The 16753-nt window shown below is 72.3% G+C and carries 17 protein-coding genes and 1 riboswitch; of the genes, 10 read left to right on the top strand and 7 right to left on the bottom strand.

Features of this window, described 5'->3' with window-relative positions; genetic code table 11:
* Positions 1 to 193: 193 nt before the first annotated feature.
* Positions 194 to 1339 carry an N-acetylglucosamine-6-phosphate deacetylase gene (nagA, locus tag ACFZA0_RS13450; RefSeq protein WP_391015046.1) on the bottom strand — a complete coding sequence of 382 codons (1146 nt, stop codon included), beginning with the start codon at positions 1337 to 1339 and terminating at the stop codon, positions 194 to 196.
* A complete protein-coding gene (locus ACFZA0_RS13445) occupies positions 1339 to 2283 on the bottom strand; it encodes an ROK family protein (protein ID WP_391015044.1) in 945 nt (314 codons plus the stop codon). The genes nagA and ACFZA0_RS13445 overlap by 1 nt, the downstream gene beginning before the upstream one ends.
* Positions 2284 to 2458: 175 nt before the next feature.
* Here ACFZA0_RS13445 and ACFZA0_RS13440 point away from each other — a divergent pair, with 175 nt between their 5' ends.
* Positions 2459 to 2692, top strand: coding sequence for a DUF3263 domain-containing protein (locus tag ACFZA0_RS13440; protein ID WP_391015041.1), 234 nt, complete (start codon positions 2459 to 2461; stop codon positions 2690 to 2692).
* A 251-nt stretch (positions 2693 to 2943) separates the two neighbouring features.
* Entirely contained in the window at positions 2944 to 3819 is an 876-nt protein-coding gene (gene otsB / locus ACFZA0_RS13435; protein WP_391015039.1) for a trehalose-phosphatase, read from the top strand.
* A gap of 70 nt (positions 3820 to 3889) precedes the next feature.
* On the opposite strand, the gene ACFZA0_RS13430 is transcribed toward otsB, so the two are convergent.
* Both ACFZA0_RS13430 and ACFZA0_RS13425 read right to left on the bottom strand, forming a co-directional pair.
* Positions 3890 to 5302, bottom strand: coding sequence for a trehalose-6-phosphate synthase (locus ACFZA0_RS13430; protein WP_391015037.1), 1413 nt, complete (start codon positions 5300 to 5302; stop codon positions 3890 to 3892).
* A gap of 365 nt (positions 5303 to 5667) precedes the next feature.
* Positions 5668 to 6612, bottom strand: coding sequence for a glucosyl-3-phosphoglycerate synthase (locus tag ACFZA0_RS13425; RefSeq protein WP_391015035.1), 945 nt, complete (start codon positions 6610 to 6612; stop codon positions 5668 to 5670).
* 252 nt (positions 6613 to 6864) lie between these two features.
* A riboswitch (SAM riboswitch) is annotated at positions 6865 to 7011 on the top strand.
* 17 nt (positions 7012 to 7028) lie between these two features.
* Here ACFZA0_RS13425 and thrC point away from each other — a divergent pair.
* The 6 genes from thrC to ACFZA0_RS13395 all read left to right on the top strand — a co-directional run bounded on the left by thrC (position 7029) and on the right by ACFZA0_RS13395 (position 13603).
* Complete coding sequence (gene thrC, locus ACFZA0_RS13420) at positions 7029 to 8318, top strand: threonine synthase (RefSeq protein WP_391015032.1); 1290 nt, start codon at positions 7029 to 7031, stop codon at positions 8316 to 8318.
* A complete protein-coding gene (locus ACFZA0_RS13415) occupies positions 8315 to 8590 on the top strand; it encodes a MoaD/ThiS family protein (RefSeq protein ID WP_391015029.1) in 276 nt (91 codons plus the stop codon). The genes thrC and ACFZA0_RS13415 overlap by 4 nt, the downstream gene beginning before the upstream one ends.
* 438 nt (positions 8591 to 9028) lie before the next feature.
* On the top strand, positions 9029 to 9232 hold the full coding sequence (locus ACFZA0_RS13410; protein WP_010035953.1) for a cold-shock protein: 204 nt from the start codon (positions 9029 to 9031) through the stop codon (positions 9230 to 9232).
* A 351-nt stretch (positions 9233 to 9583) separates the two neighbouring features.
* Positions 9584 to 11206, top strand: coding sequence for a chaperonin GroEL (gene groL / locus ACFZA0_RS13405; RefSeq protein WP_391015026.1), 1623 nt, complete (start codon positions 9584 to 9586; stop codon positions 11204 to 11206).
* A 289-nt stretch (positions 11207 to 11495) separates the two neighbouring features.
* The gene (locus ACFZA0_RS13400) at positions 11496 to 12629 is read left to right on the top strand and encodes an NADH:flavin oxidoreductase (RefSeq protein WP_391015024.1); all 1134 of its coding nucleotides are present in this window, start codon (positions 11496 to 11498) and stop codon (positions 12627 to 12629) included.
* Positions 12630 to 12712: 83 nt separating this feature from the next.
* The gene (locus tag ACFZA0_RS13395; protein ID WP_391015022.1) at positions 12713 to 13603 is read left to right on the top strand and encodes a metallophosphoesterase; all 891 of its coding nucleotides are present in this window, start codon (positions 12713 to 12715) and stop codon (positions 13601 to 13603) included.
* A gap of 7 nt (positions 13604 to 13610) precedes the next feature.
* Here ACFZA0_RS13395 and ACFZA0_RS13390 read toward each other — a convergent pair whose 3' ends face one another.
* The gene (locus ACFZA0_RS13390) at positions 13611 to 13814 is read right to left on the bottom strand and encodes a DUF397 domain-containing protein (protein WP_391015019.1); all 204 of its coding nucleotides are present in this window, start codon (positions 13812 to 13814) and stop codon (positions 13611 to 13613) included.
* Positions 13786 to 14637: a Scr1 family TA system antitoxin-like transcriptional regulator gene (locus ACFZA0_RS13385; protein WP_391015016.1), complete on the bottom strand. Its 852-nt coding sequence runs from the start codon at positions 14635 to 14637 to the stop codon at positions 13786 to 13788. Before ACFZA0_RS13385 ends, ACFZA0_RS13390 begins: the two co-directional genes overlap by 29 nt.
* A gap of 114 nt (positions 14638 to 14751) precedes the next feature.
* Here ACFZA0_RS13385 and ACFZA0_RS13380 point away from each other — a divergent pair, with 114 nt between their 5' ends.
* Positions 14752 to 14994: a hypothetical protein gene (locus tag ACFZA0_RS13380; RefSeq protein ID WP_391015013.1), complete on the top strand. Its 243-nt coding sequence runs from the start codon at positions 14752 to 14754 to the stop codon at positions 14992 to 14994.
* The gene (locus tag ACFZA0_RS13375; RefSeq protein ID WP_391015011.1) at positions 14991 to 15215 is read left to right on the top strand and encodes a hypothetical protein; all 225 of its coding nucleotides are present in this window, start codon (positions 14991 to 14993) and stop codon (positions 15213 to 15215) included. Before ACFZA0_RS13380 ends, ACFZA0_RS13375 begins: the two co-directional genes overlap by 4 nt.
* Positions 15216 to 15237: 22 nt before the next feature.
* Here the strand turns inward: ACFZA0_RS13375 and ACFZA0_RS13370 are convergent, their stop codons facing one another.
* A complete protein-coding gene (locus ACFZA0_RS13370) occupies positions 15238 to 16737 on the bottom strand; it encodes a PTS transporter subunit EIIC (protein WP_391015008.1) in 1500 nt (499 codons plus the stop codon).
* Positions 16738 to 16753: the final 16 nt, after the last annotated feature.

Below are 16753 nucleotides of genomic sequence, written 5' to 3'. Positions count from 1 at the left end.
GCCCGCCGGCGCGTGCGCGCCGGTGCCGCGACGGCCGACACCCGCCCTGTCGTGCGGAGTTGTCCCGTCGCGGCATCCGATCATGCCAAACGCGCGGCGGTCGGCCCAGCCCCTGATCCGGCCGTCCCGTGTCGACGGGCGGACGGATCACCGCAGTTGGGGACCGATCGCCCGCCGGGGGAGCGGCCCGGGTTCAGCCGAGGTCCGGCTCGACGACCCACTCGCCGCGCCGCATGACGCCCTTGACGTCGAACGCGGCGTCCAGGACCACCAGGTCCGCGTCCCGGCCCGGCTCCAGCGAGCCCACCCGGTCGGCGAGCCCCAACAGCCGTGCGGGGTTGGCGGAAAGCGCGGCCACGGCGTCCTCGACGGACAGCCCGTCGACGGTCACCGCCCGCTTGAACGCGCGGTCCAGGGTGAGCGTGGACCCCGCGATGGAACCGCCCTCGACCAGCCGGGCCACGCCGTCGGTGACCTCGACCTCCAGCGGGCCGAGCATGTAGCGGCCGTCGCCGAACCCCGCGGCGTCCATCGCGTCGGTGATGAACGCGACGCGGGAGGCGCCCGCGTGGTGGAACGCCAGCTCAAGTGCCGCCGGGTGCAGGTGCGTTCCGTCGTTGATCAGCTCTACCGTGACCCGCTCGTCCTCCAGGAGGGCGGCGATCGGGCCGGGCGCGCGGTGGCCGAGCGTCGGCATCGCGTTGAAGAGGTGGGTCGCCACGGTCGCGCCCGCGTCGATCGCGGCGACCGTCTGCTCGTACGTCGCGTCGGTGTGCCCGACCGCCGCGATCACCCCGTGCTCGACGAGCAGCCGCACGGAGTCGAGACCGCCGGGGAGTTCGGTCGCGAGCGTGACCATCTTGGCGTGGCCGCGCGCCGCGTCGACCAGCTTGCGCACGTCCGCCGGGTCGGGGTCGCGCAGCAGCGCCTCGGAGTGCGCGCCCTTGCGGCACGGCGAGATGAACGGCCCCTCGAAGTGGATGCCGGCCAGGTCGCCCTGCTCGGCGAGTTCGCTGAGTTCGCCGGCCCGCTGCGCGAGGAAGTCCATCTCGCCGGTGACGGTCGAGGCGACCAGGGTGGTCGTGCCGTGCAGGCGGTGGGTGTGGATGCCGCGCAGGACGTCCTCGACCGTGCCGGAGGTGAAGGAGGCACCGCCGCCGCCGTGATTGTGGATGTCCACGAAGCCGGGGACGACCCAGTGTCCGGTGAGGTCGACGGTCGGGGCGTCGGTGGGAGCGCTCCCGGCGATCCGCGAACCCTCGACGATCACACGTCCGTCGTCCACGACTCCGGTGGGCAGCACCACCCGGGCGCCGGTCAGAACCTTGCTGGGGGCCATCAGGCGGTTACCTCCGAGGCGTTGGTGGTGGCGAGGAGGTCCCACGCGAGGAGCCCCGCGCCCAGGCAGCCGGCGGTGTCCCCCAGGGCGGCGGGGACGATGGACGGCAGTTTCTGGAACGTGACCCGCTGCCGGACGGCGTCCCGCAGCGGTGTGAACAAGGTTTCCCCGGCCTCCGCGAGTCCGCCACCGATGATCACCAGGCGCGGGTCCAGCAGGGTGATCGCGGTGACCAGGCCGTCGGCGAGGGCGTCGACCGCGCTCTGCCACACGGCCCGCGCGACCGGGTCGCCCGAGGCGACGGCCTTGGCGCAGTCCGCCGCGTCCGCCGTCGGGTCGTCGCTGGCCTCGGCCCAGGCCCGGCCCACGGCCGACGCGGACGCGAACCGTTCGAGGCAGCCGTTCTGCCCGCACGGACAGGGCGAGCCGCCGGGCCGTACGACGATGTGGCCGATCTCGCCCGCGAAACCGTGGGCGCCCGCCTCGACCCGGCCGTCGATGCCGATGGCGCCCGCGATGCCGGTGCCGAGCGGCACGAACAGGAAGCGGTCGGCGCCGTCTCCCGCGCCGATCCGGCCCTCGGCGAGACCGCCGGACCGCACGTCGTGGCCGAGGGCGACCGGGACGCCGTCGAGCCGGGCGCCGAGCAGGTCGCGCAGCGGTACGTCGCGCCAGCCGAGGTTGGCCGAGTAGGCGGCCACCCCGCGCTCGGCGTCCACGATGCCGGGCACCGCGACCCCCGCGGCGGACGCGGCCTCGCCGAACTCCCGCCGCCCGTGGGCCCGCAGTTCGACGGCGAAGCCGAGGATGGCCTCGACGACGGCGTCCGGACCCCGTTCGCGACCGGTGGCGCGGCGGTCCTCGTGCAGCAGCTCGCCCCCGGGGCCGACGAGCGCGGCCTTCATTCCCGTGCCGCCCACGTCCAGGGCGATGACATGTCTCACGGAGACAGTGTTGCGCGTAGACACACGAAAGGTCTAGTCCACTTGGGGTGGTTGATGCTACGGGAGTCGGGGCCGTGGCCGATTCCCGGCACCGCGACCGGACGCGCGCGCACCGGCACGCGGTGGCCGGGGGCGTGGCCGGGTCCGTGTCCGCGGGCCGGGCTACCGTGCGGGCATGGACCAGGAGCAGCTCAGCCCGCGCGAGCGGAACGTCCTCGCCCTCGAACGGCGGGGCTTCACCGGCGCGGGCGCGAAGGAACGCGCCATCCGCGAGGAACTGGGCCTGGCGCCGGTGCGCTACTACCAACTCCTCAACGCCCTCCTGGACGACCCGCGCGCCCTCGCCCACGACCCGGTGACGGTGAACCGCCTGCGGCGGATACGAGAGGCGCGCCGCTCGGAACGCTGAGGCGCTCGTGGCGCGAATCCGCCCCTCGCCGCACGGCCGCACGGCGGGGTCGAGCCGGACGCGCCCGCCGGACGTTGGTGTCGGTGCGGCCGGGGTTCGGGGCGGCCGAGTGCGCCGTCCCGGTACGCGCCGCCCGGGGGCACCGGACCGGAGCGGGCGCCCCGCCCCGGCGTCGTCCCGGTGGCGGCGCCGTCCCGTTCCGCGCGGGTGCGTCAGGCGTACCTCCCGCACCTCGCGGATAGGGTCGCTGTATGGGCACCCCCACGGACTCGACGAACCCCCAGCACCCGCCGCACCCCCTCCCGGAGCCCGCGACGCGGGCCGGGCGCGACGGCCTCGCCGCCGTTCTCGCGCACCCCGCCGGGGCGGTCGTGGCGCTCGACTTCGACGGCACCCTCGCGCCGATCGTGCCGGACCCCGAGCAGGCCCGCGCGCACCCGGACGCCGTGCCCGCCCTCGCCGCCCTCGCCCCGAAGCTGGCCTCCGTCGCGGTGGTCACCGGCCGCCCCGCCGACGTCGCCGTGCGGCACGGCGGCTTCGCGGAGGTGCCCGGCCTGGAGCACCTCGTGGTCCTCGGCCACTACGGCGCCGAGCGCTGGGACGCCGTCACCAACACCGTCACCGCGCCCGAGCCGCACCCCGGGGTCGCGGCCGTCCGCGCGGAGCTGCCCGCCCTCCTGGAGGCGGCGGGCGCCGCCGAGGGCGCCTGGGTGGAGGAGAAGGGCGGCCGGGCGGTCGCGGTGCACACCCGCCGCGCGCCGGACCCGCAGGCCGCCTTCGAGGCGCTGCGCGGCCCGCTCGGCGCACTGGCCGCCCGCCACGGCCTGATCGTCGAGCCGGGCCGGATGGTCCTGGAGCTGCGCCCGCCCGGCATGGACAAGGGCGTCGCGCTCACCGAGTACGCACGGGAGACGGGCGCGCGGGCGGTGCTCTACGCGGGGGACGACCTGGGCGACCTGCCGGCCTTCGCCGCCGTCGAGAAGCTGCGCTCCGAGGGGGTGCCCGGCCTGCTGGTGTGCAGCGGCACGTCGGAGGTCGCCGAACTCGCCGAGCGCGCCGACCTGGTGGTGGACGGCCCGGCGGGGGTCGTCGCCCTGCTGTCGGCGCTGGCGTCCCGGCTGGGCTGACCGCGCGGGCCGCGCGACGCGGAGGGGCCCGGACCGTGCGCCGGTCCGGGCCCCTCCGCGTCGCGCGGGGTCAGCCCTTCAGCTCGTCCAGCTGCTGGAGGAACCACTGCGCCGGCGGCAGCGCCGTCGCCGCCGCGGACAGCCGCTTCGTGCGCTCCGCGCGTTCGCCCGGCGCCATGGTGAGCGCCTCGTGCAGGGCCCGCGCGGTCGCGCTCACGTCGTACGGGTTCACGGTGAGGGAGTCGTCGCCCAGTTCCTCGTACGCGCCGGCCTCCCGCGACAGCACCAGGGCGCAGCCCTCGTCGGAGACGACCGGCACCTCCTTGGCGACCAGGTTCATGCCGTCGCGGATCGGGTTCACGAGGGCCACGTCGGCGAGCCGGTACGCGGCGAGCGAGCGCGCGAAGTCGTCCTTCACGTGCAGGACGACGGGCTTCCAAGTGGCCGTCCCGTACTGCTCGTTGATCTCGTCCGCGACCCGCTGGACCTCGGCGGTGTAGTCGCGGTAGACGGCGAGGTCCTGGCGCGAGGGGTAGGCGAAGGCGACGTGCGTGACGCGCTCGCGCCACGACGGCTCGTCCTCCAGGAGCTGCCGGTAGGCGAGCAGCCCGCGCACGATGTTCTTCGACAGCTCGGTGCGGTCCACGCGGACGACGGTGCGGCGGGCGGAGCCGTCGGGTGCCGTGCCGATCTCCTCGCGCAGGGCGGCCATCCGCTGCTCGACGTCGTCCTCGTGCGCCCTGCGGCGCAGGAAGTCGGCGTCCGCGCCGAGGCCGTGCACGCCGACGCGGGTGCCGCCGAGCCCGTCGGCGAACTGCTCGGCGCAGGCGGTGAAGGCGTCCGCCCAGCGGTGGGTGAGGAAGCCGAGCCGGTCGGCGCCGAGCATGCCGTCGAGGACCTGGCGCGCGATGTCGTCGGGCAGCATCCGGAAGTACTCCGGCGGCGCCCACGGGGTGTGCGAGAAGTGGCCGATGCGCAGGTCGGGCCGCAGTTCGCGGAGCATGCCGGGCACCAGCGTGAGGTGGTAGTCCTGCACCATGGCGACCGCGCCCTCGGCGGCCTCCTCGGCCAGCGCCTCGGCGAACGCCCGGTTGTAGGCGACGTAGTTGGCCCACTGGCGGCGGAACTCCGCGTCGAAGACGGGCTCCAGGGGCGTCTGGTACAGCATGTGGTGGACGAACCAGAGCACCGAGTTGGCGATGCCGTGGTACGCGTCCTCGTGCACGTCGGCGGGGATGTCCAGCATCCGCACGCCGTCCTCGCCGACACCCCGGCGCACCGCCTCGCGGTCACCGTCGCCGAGCGCCGAGCAGACCCACAGGGCCCCGGCGTCGGGGCCGATGGCGGAGAGGCCGGAGACCAGTCCACCGCCGCCCCTGCGGGCTTGCAGGGAGCCGTCCTCCCGCACGTCGTACGAGACCGGACCGCGGTTGGACGCGACCAGCACCTGGGCAGCGCCGGGGGAGGAAGCTGAGGAAGCCATACGCCTCAACTTAGCCCGGCCCCCAACCGCTCAAACGTACGGACATGCCGTGATGGAAGCGGCCAGTCCGTATACAACCGGCGGAGTCGGTCACTCCCTGTCCGCTTTCGTGCCGCTTTCCGACTGCTTTCGGCCGGATTTCCGCACGGGTCGGGCGTGTCACCGTGACCGCCCGCAGGTTTCCGGCCGGTACGCGCGTACCGGGCCGCGCGGCCGGACGGGAGGCGGCGTCCGGTGCGCGCGCACCGGACGCCGGCGGCCCGCGCGTACCGCGCACCGGCGGCCACGCCGAGGTTTCCCGTCGGGGCCCGCCCGGCCGTCGACGTCCGTACGCCGCGGGGGTCGGTCCCCGCGGCGTACGGACGTCACGCGACCTTGCGGGCGGTGTATTCGGCGATCTCGGCCATCGGCGGGCGCTCCTCGGTGTCCACGGAGTACGTCCGCGGCTCGAAACCGCCCGCCCCCCGCTCGAACTGCGTGAGGGCGGGCCGGATCAGGTGCCCGCGGGCCAGCCGGAGCTGCGCGGTGCGGTAGATCGCGGCGGCCATGCGGCCCAGCGCCTGCCCGTCCTGGTGCCGGTGCTTGCGCACCCCGACGTCGACCTGGGCGAGGGCGTCGAGGCCCACCAGGTGCAGCGCGTCGACCAGCATGCCCAGCTCCACGCCGTACCCGACCGGGAACGGGAGCTGTTCGAGCAGCGAGCGGCGGGCCGCGTACTCGCCGCCGAGCGGCTGCACGAACCCGGCGAGCTGCGGCCAGTGCATGTTCAGCAGCGGGCGCGCCATCAGCTCGGTGACCCGGCCGCCCTGGCCGGCCGCACCGCCCAGCGGACGGTCGTACATCGCCTTCACCAGGTCCACGTCCGGGTCGGTGAGCAGGGGGCCCACGATGCCCGTGACGAAGTCGCTGGAGAACTCCTTGAGGTCGGCGTCGACGAAGCACACGATGTCGCCGCCGGTGGCGAGCAGCGAGCGCCACAGCACCTCGCCCTTGCCCGGCACGGTCGGGATGCGCGGCAGGATGTCGTCGCGGTGCACGACCCGGGCGCCGGCCGCGGCGGCCACCTCGGAGGTGCGGTCGGTGGACCCGGAGTCGACGACGACTATCTCGTCGACCAGCGGGACCTGCTGCATGAGGTCGTGACGGATCACGGCGACGATGTCACCGACCGTCGCCTCCTCGTTCAGCGCGGGCAGCACGACGCTGACCGTCGAACCCGAGGCGCGTTTCGCGGCGAGGATCTTGTGGAGCGGGCGATCGGTCACGGACCAGGAGCGTGTGCTCAGCCAGCGCTCGGTTTCTTCCAGCACGGCGGCTCCTCACGTAAGTGCGACAGGCGCGGGATGCGGGACACGGGACGCGGTCGGGAGAACCCTCCGGAATGTCCCTACTGGATCTTCGTGGATCCGGCTCGTTCGGACCGGACCGCCCGCCCCGTCTCCGGGTGTGATCCATCTCGCGGTGCGGACGGCTATCTCAACTGTCCTGGCCTTCGGTTACAGTCTTGAACAACGCGGATGACCATCGCATGTCGTAGGCCGCCCGCACCCACAACCGAATACCGCTCATCCAGAGGGGCAGAGGGACACGGCCCGTTGAAGCCCCGGCAACCCTCCAGTCGGTTCTCGTGCGTACGCGCGGCGAGGCTCCCGGCTCGGGAAGGTGCCAAATCCGTCTCACGGCGAAGTGCGCCGTGAGGAAGATGAGGAGAAAGGGCCTCCCCTCCATGGCTGTGCAGACCGCCGCAAACACCTCCCAAGCCGCCGGATCGGTCGATCTCGGCCCCGCCGCCGCGCTGTCCTGCCGCGAGTGCGGCCACCGCGTCCCGCTCGGTCCGGTCTTCGCCTGCGAGGAGTGTTTCGGCCCGCTGGAGATCGCCTACGACTTCTCGGCGTACGACACCGAGGAACTGCGCAAGCGCATCGAAGCGGGCCCCGCGAACATCTGGCGCTACGCGCCGCTGCTGCCCGTCCCCGCCGACGTGGCCGACAAGCCCAACATCAACCCCGGCTGGACCAAGCTGGTCAAGGCCGACCGCCTCGCCGCCGAACTGGGCATCACCGGCGGCCTGTTCGTCAAGGACGACTCCGGCAACCCGACGCACTCCTTCAAGGACCGCGTCGTCGCCCAGGCCCTCGAAGCGGCCCGCGCCTTCGGCTTCACCACCCTCTCCTGCTCCTCCACCGGCAACCTGGCGGGCGCGGTCGGCGCCGCCGCCGCGCGCGCCGGACTGCGCAGCTGCGTGTTCATCCCGCACGACCTGGAGCAGGGCAAGGTCGTCATGGCCGCCGTCTACGGCGGCGAGCTCGTCGGCATCGAGGGCAACTACGACGACGTGAACCGCTTCTGCTCCGAGCTGATCGGCGACCCGGCCGGCGAGGGCTGGGGCTTCGTCAACGTCAACCTCCGCCCGTACTACGCGGAGGGCTCCAAGACCCTCGCGTACGAGATCTGCGAGCAGCTCGGCTGGCGGCTGCCGGACCAGCTCGTCGTCCCGATCGCCTCGGGCTCGCAGCTCACGAAGATCGACAAGGGGCTGCGGGAGCTGATCGAGCTCGGCCTCGTCGAGGACCGTCCGTACAAGATCTTCGGCGCCCAGGCCGAGGGCTGCTCGCCGGTGTCCGCCGCGTACAAGGCGGGCCACGACGTGGTGCGCCCGCAGAAGCCCGACACCATCGCCAAGTCGCTCGCCATCGGCAACCCCGCCGACGGCCCCTACGTCCTCGACATCGCCCGCCGCACCGGCGGCGCCGTGGAGGACGTGACCGACCCGCAGATCGTGGACGCCATCAAGCTGCTCGCCCGTACCGAGGGCATCTTCGCGGAGACCGCGGGCGGCGTGACCGTCGGCGTCACCCGCAAGCTCATCGAGAGCGGCGCGCTCGACCCCACCCTGACCACCGTCGTGCTGAACACCGGCGACGGCCTCAAGACGCTCGACGCGGTCGCCGGCACCGGCCTCACCGCGACGATCCGTCCCAACCTGGACTCCTTCCGAGAGGCTGGCCTCGCATGAGCGTGACCGTTCGCATCCCGACCATTCTGCGTACCTACACGGGCGGCAAGGCCGAGGTCCCGGCCGAGGGCGCCAGCCTCGGCGAGGTCATCGCGGACCTGGAGAAGAACCACGCCGGCATCGCCGCCCGCGTCCTGGACGACCAGGGCAAGCTGCGCCGCTTCGTCAACGTGTACGTGAACGACGACGACGTCCGCTTCGAGCAGGGCCTCGACACCGCGACGCCCGAGGGCGCCGGCGTCTCGATCATCCCGGCCGTCGCGGGCGGCTGACCGCCCCGGCAATTACCTTCGGTAGCGTCGATTACCGAGCGTTCAACGAATCGCCCTCTCCGGCCAGGAAACGGAGGGGGCGATTCTGCTTGGTTGAGCGCGGTACAGTTGGGGAACCAGTTGCGGCTTGCTCGGACAGGCGCCCTTGAATTCGCGCTCGCGGGGCGACGAGAAGTAGCCAAACTGTGTGGTTCTTTTGCGCCTTCTATTCCTTTTATAGGGCCCGACTTGCCCTGAATTTCGTCGACTTCTGGGTATATTCCCGACCGGTCGTGCCCAGAATTCTCGTCCGATTGACCTGTTGCAGACGGCAGTGGTGCGGATACATTCAGCCGCGGTCGACGCGTTCCGGCGCACGCCCCCAGCGTGGGGGGTGAGGTCTGACCCGGATTCGCGAAGTGCGGATCTGTGCAAGGGCCAGTAATAGGGGAGTTAGGCATGGCTCAGGGCACCGTCAAGTGGTTCAACGCGGAGAAGGGGTACGGCTTCATCGCGGTCGACGGTGGTGCGGATGTATTCGTCCACTACAGCGCGATTCAGATGGACGGCTACCGCACCCTGGAAGAAGGCCAGCGAGTCGAGTTCGAGATCTCGCAGGGTCAGAAGGGCCCGCAGGCCGACATGGTTCGCGTCAGCGCCTGAAACGCGCGGCCAATCGCAGGCGACGTTCTTCTTCTTTAATTCGAGGGGCCCGTATCCCATACGTGGGGGACGGGCCCTTCGGCGTGCGCGGCGCCCCCTCCGCCCCCCTCGCCCCGTCCGCGCGGCACCGCCGGACACCGGAGGGACTGCCTCCGCATCCCGGGGTCGCTTGCACTCTCGGGGGTCGAGTGCTAATCATTGGCGTTAGCACTCTGAGGGTGAGAGTGACAACGAGGACCGAGTCGGTGAGGCTGCGGCAGGTGGGGCAAGGAACCACATGCCGAGGCCGTCCGTCGCGGGCGCGGGCGCGGTCCGGAGCAATCCACCCCAGTCCTGGGAGGACCACTTCACATGGCCAAGATCATCGCGTTCGACGAGGAGGCACGGCGCGGCCTCGAGCGCGGCATGAACCAGCTCGCGGACGCCGTGAAGGTGACGCTCGGCCCCAAGGGCCGCAACGTCGTCCTCGAGAAGAAGTGGGGCGCCCCCACGATCACCAACGATGGTGTCTCCATCGCCAAGGAGATCGAACTCGAGGACCCGTACGAGAAGATCGGCGCCGAGCTGGTCAAGGAAGTCGCCAAGAAGACGGACGACGTCGCCGGTGACGGTACGACCACCGCGACCGTTCTGGCGCAGGCCCTGGTCAAGGAAGGCCTGCGGAACGTAGCCGCCGGCGCCAACCCCATGGCCCTCAAGCGCGGTATCGAGAAGGCCGTCGAGGCCGTCTCCGCCGCGCTGCTCGACCAGGCCAAGGAGGTCGAGACCAAGGAGCAGATCGCCTCCACCGCCTCCATCTCCGCCGCCGACACGCAGATCGGCGAGCTCATCGCCGAGGCGATGGACAAGGTCGGCAAGGAAGGCGTCATCACCGTCGAGGAGTCCCAGACCTTCGGTCTGGAGCTGGAACTCACCGAGGGCATGCGCTTCGACAAGGGCTACATCTCGGCGTACTTCGCGACCGACATGGAGCGCATGGAGTCCTCCCTGGAGGACCCCTACATCCTGATCGCGAACTCCAAGATCTCCTCGGTCAAGGACCTGCTCCCGCTGCTGGAGAAGGTCATGCAGTCGGGCAAGCCCCTGCTGATCATCGCCGAGGACGTCGAGGGCGAGGCCCTGTCGACCCTGGTCGTCAACAAGATTCGCGGCACCTTCAAGTCCGTCGCCGTCAAGGCCCCGGGCTTCGGTGACCGTCGCAAGGCCATGCTCGGCGACATCGCCATCCTCACGGGCGGCGAGGTCATCTCCGAGGAGGTCGGCCTCAAGCTGGAGAACGCGACCCTGGACCTCCTGGGCCGCGCTCGCAAGGTCGTCATCACCAAGGACGAGACCACCATCGTCGACGGTGCCGGCTCCGCCGACCAGGTCGCCGGCCGGGTCAACCAGATCCGTGCCGAGATCGAGAACAGCGACTCGGACTACGACCGCGAGAAGCTCCAGGAGCGCCTGGCGAAGCTGGCCGGCGGCGTGGCCGTCATCAAGGCCGGTGCCGCCACCGAGGTCGAGCTCAAGGAGCGCAAGCACCGCATCGAGGACGCCGTTCGCAACGCGAAGGCGGCCGTCGAGGAGGGCATCGTCGCCGGTGGCGGCGTGGCCCTGCTCCAGGCCTCCGCGGTCTTCGAGAAGCTGGAGCTGGAGGGTGACGAGGCGACCGGCGCTCAGGCGGTCAAGCTCGCCCTTGAGGCCCCGCTGAAGCAGATCGCCGTCAACGCCGGCCTCGAAGGCGGTGTCGTGGTGGAGAAGGTGCGCAACCTGACCCCGGGCCACGGCCTGAACGCCGCGACCGGCGAGTACGTCGACCTGGTCAAGGAAGGCATCATCGACCCGGCGAAGGTGACCCGCTCTGCGCTGCAGAACGCCGCCTCCATCGCCGCGCTCTTCCTGACCACCGAGGCCGTCATCGCCGACAAGCCGGAGAAGGCCGCCGCGGCCGCTCCGGGCGGCATGCCGGGCGGTGACATGGACTTCTGAGCCTGAACCCGGGCTCCGCGGAGCCCGGTTCGGTTCGGCGGTACATCCGCAGCACGTGCGGTTCCGAGGGCGGCACCCCTGGCGACAGGGGTGCCGCCCTCGGGCGTTTTCCGCGGCCGGCTGTGAGGTGTTTCTCGGAGGACGCCGGAATGAGGCGGCGACCGCACCGGTTGTCGCCCCTACGCGGTCCATGCGTGTGCACATACCGGGCGGTCCCACCGTGTCCCGTGCACCCGCGACCGCGGCGCACGCCCGTACCGGTCGACCGAGTTTTCCCAGGAGTCCCCACATGACCGTCTCCGCCCCCGCCGAGTCCGCCTCCAGGGCGGCCGGGATCCTGTCCCGTCCGCTGTCCCTGGGCGGCCTGACCGTCCGCAACCGCATCGCCATGGCGCCGATGACCCGTCAGTTCTCGCCGGGCGGCGTCCCGGGCGAGGACGTCGTCTCGTACTACTCCCGCCGTGCCGCGGCCGGGGTGGGCCTGATCGTCACCGAGGGCACGTACGTCGGTCACGATTCGGCGGGGGAGAGCGACAGCGTGCCGCGGTTCCACGGCGCGGACCAGCTCGCCGGCTGGGCGAAGGTCGCCGAGGGCGTGCACGCCGCGGGCGGGCGGATCGTCCCGCAGCTCTGGCACATCGGCACCGTGCGCCGGGCGGGCAGCCCGCCGTTCGCGGACGCCCCGTCCGTCGGCCCGTCGGGCCTGAGCGCGGACGGTGCGAAGACCGTCGGCGAGACGATGACGCAGCGCGACGTGGACGACGTGATCGGCGCGTTCGCCGAGGCCGCGGCGGCGGCCGAGCGGATCGGCTTCGACGGCGTCGAGGTGCACGGCGCCCACGGCTACCTGCTCGACCAGTTCCTGTGGGAGGGCACCAACCGCCGCACGGACGCGTACGGCGGCGACCCGGTGGCCCGCACGAAGTTCGCGGCGGAGATCGTCGCCGCGATCCGTGCCACCGTGTCCCCCGACTTCCCGATCCTGTTCCGCTTCTCGCAGTGGAAGCAGACGAAGTACGACGCCCGCCTCGCCCAGACCCCGCAGGAGCTGGAGGCGATCCTCGCCCCGATCGCCGCGGCCGGAGTCGACGCCTTCCACGCGTCCACCCGCCGGTACTGGCAGCCGGAGTTCGACGGCTCCGACCTCAACCTCGCCGGCTGGACGAAGAAGCTGACGGGCCGGCCCGTCATCACGGTCGGCTCGGTCGGCCTGGACGGCGACTTCCAGAAGGCGTTCCAGGGCGAGGGCGCCTCGACGCGGGGCATCGACGACCTCCTCGACCGCCTGGAGCGCGACGAGTTCGACATGGTCGCGGTGGGCCGGGCGCTGCTCCAGGACCCCGAGTGGGCGGCGAAGGTCCTCGCGGGCCGCTTCGACGAGCTGGCCCCCTACGACGCGGCCTCGCTGAAGTCGCTGAGCTGAGTGGGCAGTTGAGGGCCGGGAGCAGGGTCACCCGCTCCCGGCCCTCTGTCGTCCGCGCCCCAACTCCCGCTAGCGTGCCGGGAATGCGGATACTCCAGCTCTCGGACACGCACATCCAGCGAGCCCCGGGCCCGAACCGCCACGGCGTCGACCCGACGGCGTCCCTGCGCCTGATGCTCGACGCGCTGGAGCACCGGCGGGACGTGGACGCGGTGCTGGTCACGGGGGACGTGGCCGACGACGGTTCGGCGGAGGCGTACACGGTCGTCCGCGACCTGGTCGGCGCGTTCGCGCGCGAGCGGGACGTGCCGCTGCTGCTGACCACCGGCAACCACGACGAACGGCAGGCGTTCGCCAAGGTGCTGGGCAGCGGGCACCTCGCGGTGGACGGCACCGACCGCGCGGAGTCGGTCCTCGACTCGCCGGAGGGCGAACGCGCGGCGGTGAGCACGATCGACGGGTACCGCTTCGTCACCCTGGACTCGCTGGTGCCGGGCCATGTCCACGGCGTGCTGACCCCGCTCCAACTGGACTGGCTGCGCGCGGTGTTGGCCACCCCGTCGGTCAACGGCACGGTGCTGGCATTCCACCACCCGCCGGTGACGCTGGACGTGCCGTCGCAGAAGGCGTTCGGCCTGTGGAACCCGGCCGACCTGGCGGACGCGATCCGCGGCACGGACGTGCGGGTGGTCCTGACCGGCCACTTCCACCTCCAGCTCTTCGGCCTGCTGGAGGGAACCCCGGTGTGGGTGACCCCGGGCGTCGTCAACCGCATCGACCTGACGACGGTCCCGGGCGCGGAACGCGCGGTACGGGGCGCGTCGGCGACGCTGGTCGACCTGGGCGGCCCGTCGAGCCCGATGTTCCACACCTTCCACGCACCGGACCCGAGGGCGCACGAGGTGGTCTACGAACTGGACGTGGAGGCTTCCCGGCGGGTGGTGGAGCGGTTCGGGCCGGGGGGAGCGGGCTGACGTCCGCTCAGCTGCGCTTGACTCCGTCGACGAAGGCGGTCCAAGTGCTGTGCCGGAAGGCGAGGTTGGGGCCGTCGGGGACCTTGGAGTCCCGGACGGGGACGGTGCCGGGGTGGTGGTCGGCGACTTCGAGGCAGTCGCCACCCTGGCCACCGCTGTAGGTGGACTTGCGCCACGAGATCTCAGTCAGAGCCGAGTTGCGGGTCTCCATGCCGATAATTCTGCGCCAACGACTCGATCAAGGCCAGAGAGGCCGATGAAGGCAGAGCCTCACCAAGAAGCAGGTTGAACATGCGGGTTTGTTGGCGCACGGTTGCCGGGTCGTCCAGAAGGGCTCCCACGTGTGGGGTTTCGACGAAGGACAGCGGCGGCGCGTCGGTGAACTCCATCAGTTTCAGGGGCCCGTCCATCGCGGCATGGCCTCCCAGGCTGAACGGCAGCACGTGCAGGACGATCCGGCCACGCCGGGCGAGCTCCGCCACGTGTGACAGAGCCGCCGACATCACTGCCGGTCCGCCGACGGGGCGGCGCACCACCGCCTCGTCCAGAACGGCCCACAACAACGGCGTCGTTGGATCGTCGAGCAGCCGGGTCCTTTCCATGCGCGCCGCCACCAGGCTCGGGACGTCGATGGCCGGCGCGGCCGGCCGATAGGCGCGGAACACGGCCTCCGCGTATGCCTCGGTCTGGAGCAGCCCAGGGATCAGAAGGGTCGCGTACTGGCGAATCTCACTCGCTCGGGCCTCCGCCTCGGCTGCTTCCGCGAAGTGGTCCGGGTACTTCGACCTCCCCACCGCGTCGCAGTTCCGGGTGAAGAACGTCTCCGTGCCCAGGACTTCGTCCAGCATCCTGGCCAGCTCCGGCTGTATGCGCCGCGTCCCCGCCTCCAACTGCCCGATGAACGAACCGCTGACGAACAGCCGTACGCCCAACTCCTCCTGGCTCAGGCCCGCCTTTTCGCGTGCGTGCCGCAACTCCGCGCCGAGGAGGGCGCGCGGCGACGAGGACGGGTCGAGGTTCTTCGGTCCTGGCACGACAACTCCCCGTTACACAGGTGCTGTTGTTGGGTCTTCCTCCCTGGCCAGGTTAGAGGGGTTTTCGCCACGCTGTGTGAGGAACAGTGATACGCACAGTGGAAGGAGACGCGGATGAGGCAGACGGAGAGTGAGCGGGCGCCGGAGCGGGTGCCGGACGCGGAGGGCGCCGTGGCGCGGCTGCGGACGGCACTCGCGGAAGTGGGCATCGTGCTGCCGTCCCTCCGGGTCGATCCGGTGACGGCCGTGCGCGGCCCCGGCTACACCCTGGTCGACCTCGGCAGCTGCAACGTGGGCACGGCGGACCGGCTGGTGGCCGCGCTGGGCGCTCGTGCCGCGCGGGAGGAACGGGAGTGAACGAGGGCTTCGAAGCTTCCGAGTTGGGCCGCTACGCCGTGGACGCGCGGGACGGGCGGATCGGTGAGGTGATGGGCAGGGAGGGCGGCCGGGTGCAGTTGCGGCCGGTCGGCGGGGGCCGCGAGTGGGACTGCCCGCCCGGCGAGGCGGCACCTGCCCCGCCGGGGGACGTGCTCCGGGAGCGGGTGCGCCGACTCAACCGGGAGCCGCGGCTGCCGTGACGTGGCTTCGGCCATGATCCCGTCACCCGGCGGGGGTCGCCGTTCCCTCCGCGTCCGGTTCCGGTGGGGGAGCCGGGGCCGTCGCTGCCGCGGCCGGTTCGGGGACGACGCCCGTCAGGCCGAAGAAGTACGTCGCCCCGAACCCCACCCCGTACCCCGTCAGCAGTCCGCCCGCGTAGACCGCCGCCGTCACCCCGAGGCCGCCGCTGCCCGCGAGGAGCGGGAACAGGGCCCAGCCCGACGGGCCGATCGCCGTCGAGCCGACCGTGTCGCCGAGCATCGAGAAGAAGCCGACGAACGCGCCGCCCGCCGCCCCGCCCACGCACGCCGTGAGGAACGGGCGGCCCAGGGGGAGGGAGACGCCGTAGATGAGTGGTTCGCCGACGCCCAACAGGCCCGCCGGGAGTGCCGACTTGATGGTCGTGCGCAGGGTCGCGTCGTGGCGCATGCGGACGTACACCGCGAGTGCCGCGCCGACCTGGCCCGCGCCCGCCATCGCGAGGACGGGCAGCAGGACCGTGTAGCCGTTCTGCTCGATGAGGGTGGTGTGGATGGGGATCAGGGCCTGGTGCAGGCCCAGCATCACCAGGGGGAGGAACAGGCCGCCCAGGATCAGGCCGGCCAGCGCGCCCGTCGTCGTCAGCAGCCAGTTCGCCGCCGTGCCGATCGCCGCCGAGACCTCGCCGGCCACGTACATCAGGCCGTACAGCGTGACCAGGCCGGACACCAGGACGGTGAGGGCGGGGGTGAGGAGGACGTCCAGGGTGGGCGGGACCCAGGTGCGGCACCAGCGTTCGACGTACGTGCCGAGCAGGGCCGCGGCCAGCGCGCCCAGGACGCCGCCCTGGCCGGGGGCGAGCGCGACGCCGAACGCGGTGACCTTCGCGACGCCCGGGTAGACCACGACGGCCGCGACCGCCCCGCCGAGGACCGGCGTGCCGCCGAACTCCTTCGCCGTGTTGAGGCCGACGAACACCGCGATCAGCGCCATGAACCCCGACGCGATCGCGGCGAGGGCCGGTGTCACGGACGGCAGCCAACCCAGGTTGCCCAGCAGCCCGTTGAGGCCCGCGAGCATGCCGCAGCCGACCAGGGCCGGGATGAGCGGGACGAAGATGTTCGCGATCCGGCGCAGCAGGAGCTTGCCGGGGGTCGCGTTGCGGCGGCGCTGCTCCGCCTTCAACTCCGCCCCGCGGGCGGCCAGTTCCGCGGCCGTGTCGGGCTCCGTCGGCGGTGGCAGCAGCGCCTCCACCTCGCGCGTCACGCGGTTGACCGCGCCGGGGCCCAGCACGATCTGGTACGTGTCGTCGTCGACCGTGCCGAGGACGCCCGGCAGCGCCCGCAGCCCGGCCTCGTCGACCAGGTCACGGTCGGCGAGGCCCAGGCGCAGCCGGGTCATGCAGTGGGCGACGGACGTGACGTTCGCCGCGCCCCCGACGTGCTGGAGGATCGCGGCGGCGGTGGTCCGGGCGGCGGCCGTTCGGTCGTCGGGCCGGGCGGGGGGTTCGGGGTCGTTGCGCACCCCCCGAGCGTGCTGG

The sequence above is a fragment of the Streptomyces sp. NPDC008150 genome (genome assembly GCF_042956945.1).
Classification (GTDB): domain Bacteria; phylum Actinomycetota; class Actinomycetes; order Streptomycetales; family Streptomycetaceae; genus Streptomyces.
The sequence above is the reverse complement of the archived record's forward strand: the minus strand, read 5'-3'. Positions and strand labels throughout refer to the sequence as shown.

What these genes read in the sequence shown, in the direction of transcription:
- nagA (WP_391015046.1), bottom strand. Translation starts at nt 1,339, where the DNA reads ATGGCCCCCAGCAAGGTTCTGACCGGCGCCCGGGTGGTGCTGCCCACC.
- ACFZA0_RS13440 (WP_391015041.1), top strand. Translation starts at nt 2,459, where the DNA reads ATGGACCAGGAGCAGCTCAGCCCGCGCGAGCGGAACGTCCTCGCCCTC.
- otsB (WP_391015039.1), top strand. Translation starts at nt 2,944, where the DNA reads ATGGGCACCCCCACGGACTCGACGAACCCCCAGCACCCGCCGCACCCC.
- ACFZA0_RS13430 (WP_391015037.1), bottom strand. Translation starts at nt 5,302, where the DNA reads ATGGCTTCCTCAGCTTCCTCCCCCGGCGCTGCCCAGGTGCTGGTCGCG.
- thrC (WP_391015032.1), top strand. Translation starts at nt 7,029, where the DNA reads ATGGCTGTGCAGACCGCCGCAAACACCTCCCAAGCCGCCGGATCGGTC.
- ACFZA0_RS13415 (WP_391015029.1), top strand. Translation starts at nt 8,315, where the DNA reads ATGAGCGTGACCGTTCGCATCCCGACCATTCTGCGTACCTACACGGGC.
- ACFZA0_RS13410 (WP_010035953.1), top strand. Translation starts at nt 9,029, where the DNA reads ATGGCTCAGGGCACCGTCAAGTGGTTCAACGCGGAGAAGGGGTACGGC.
- groL (WP_391015026.1), top strand. Translation starts at nt 9,584, where the DNA reads ATGGCCAAGATCATCGCGTTCGACGAGGAGGCACGGCGCGGCCTCGAG.
- ACFZA0_RS13400 (WP_391015024.1), top strand. Translation starts at nt 11,496, where the DNA reads ATGACCGTCTCCGCCCCCGCCGAGTCCGCCTCCAGGGCGGCCGGGATC.
- ACFZA0_RS13395 (WP_391015022.1), top strand. Translation starts at nt 12,713, where the DNA reads ATGCGGATACTCCAGCTCTCGGACACGCACATCCAGCGAGCCCCGGGC.
- ACFZA0_RS13390 (WP_391015019.1), bottom strand. Translation starts at nt 13,814, where the DNA reads ATGGAGACCCGCAACTCGGCTCTGACTGAGATCTCGTGGCGCAAGTCC.
- ACFZA0_RS13380 (WP_391015013.1), top strand. Translation starts at nt 14,752, where the DNA reads ATGAGGCAGACGGAGAGTGAGCGGGCGCCGGAGCGGGTGCCGGACGCG.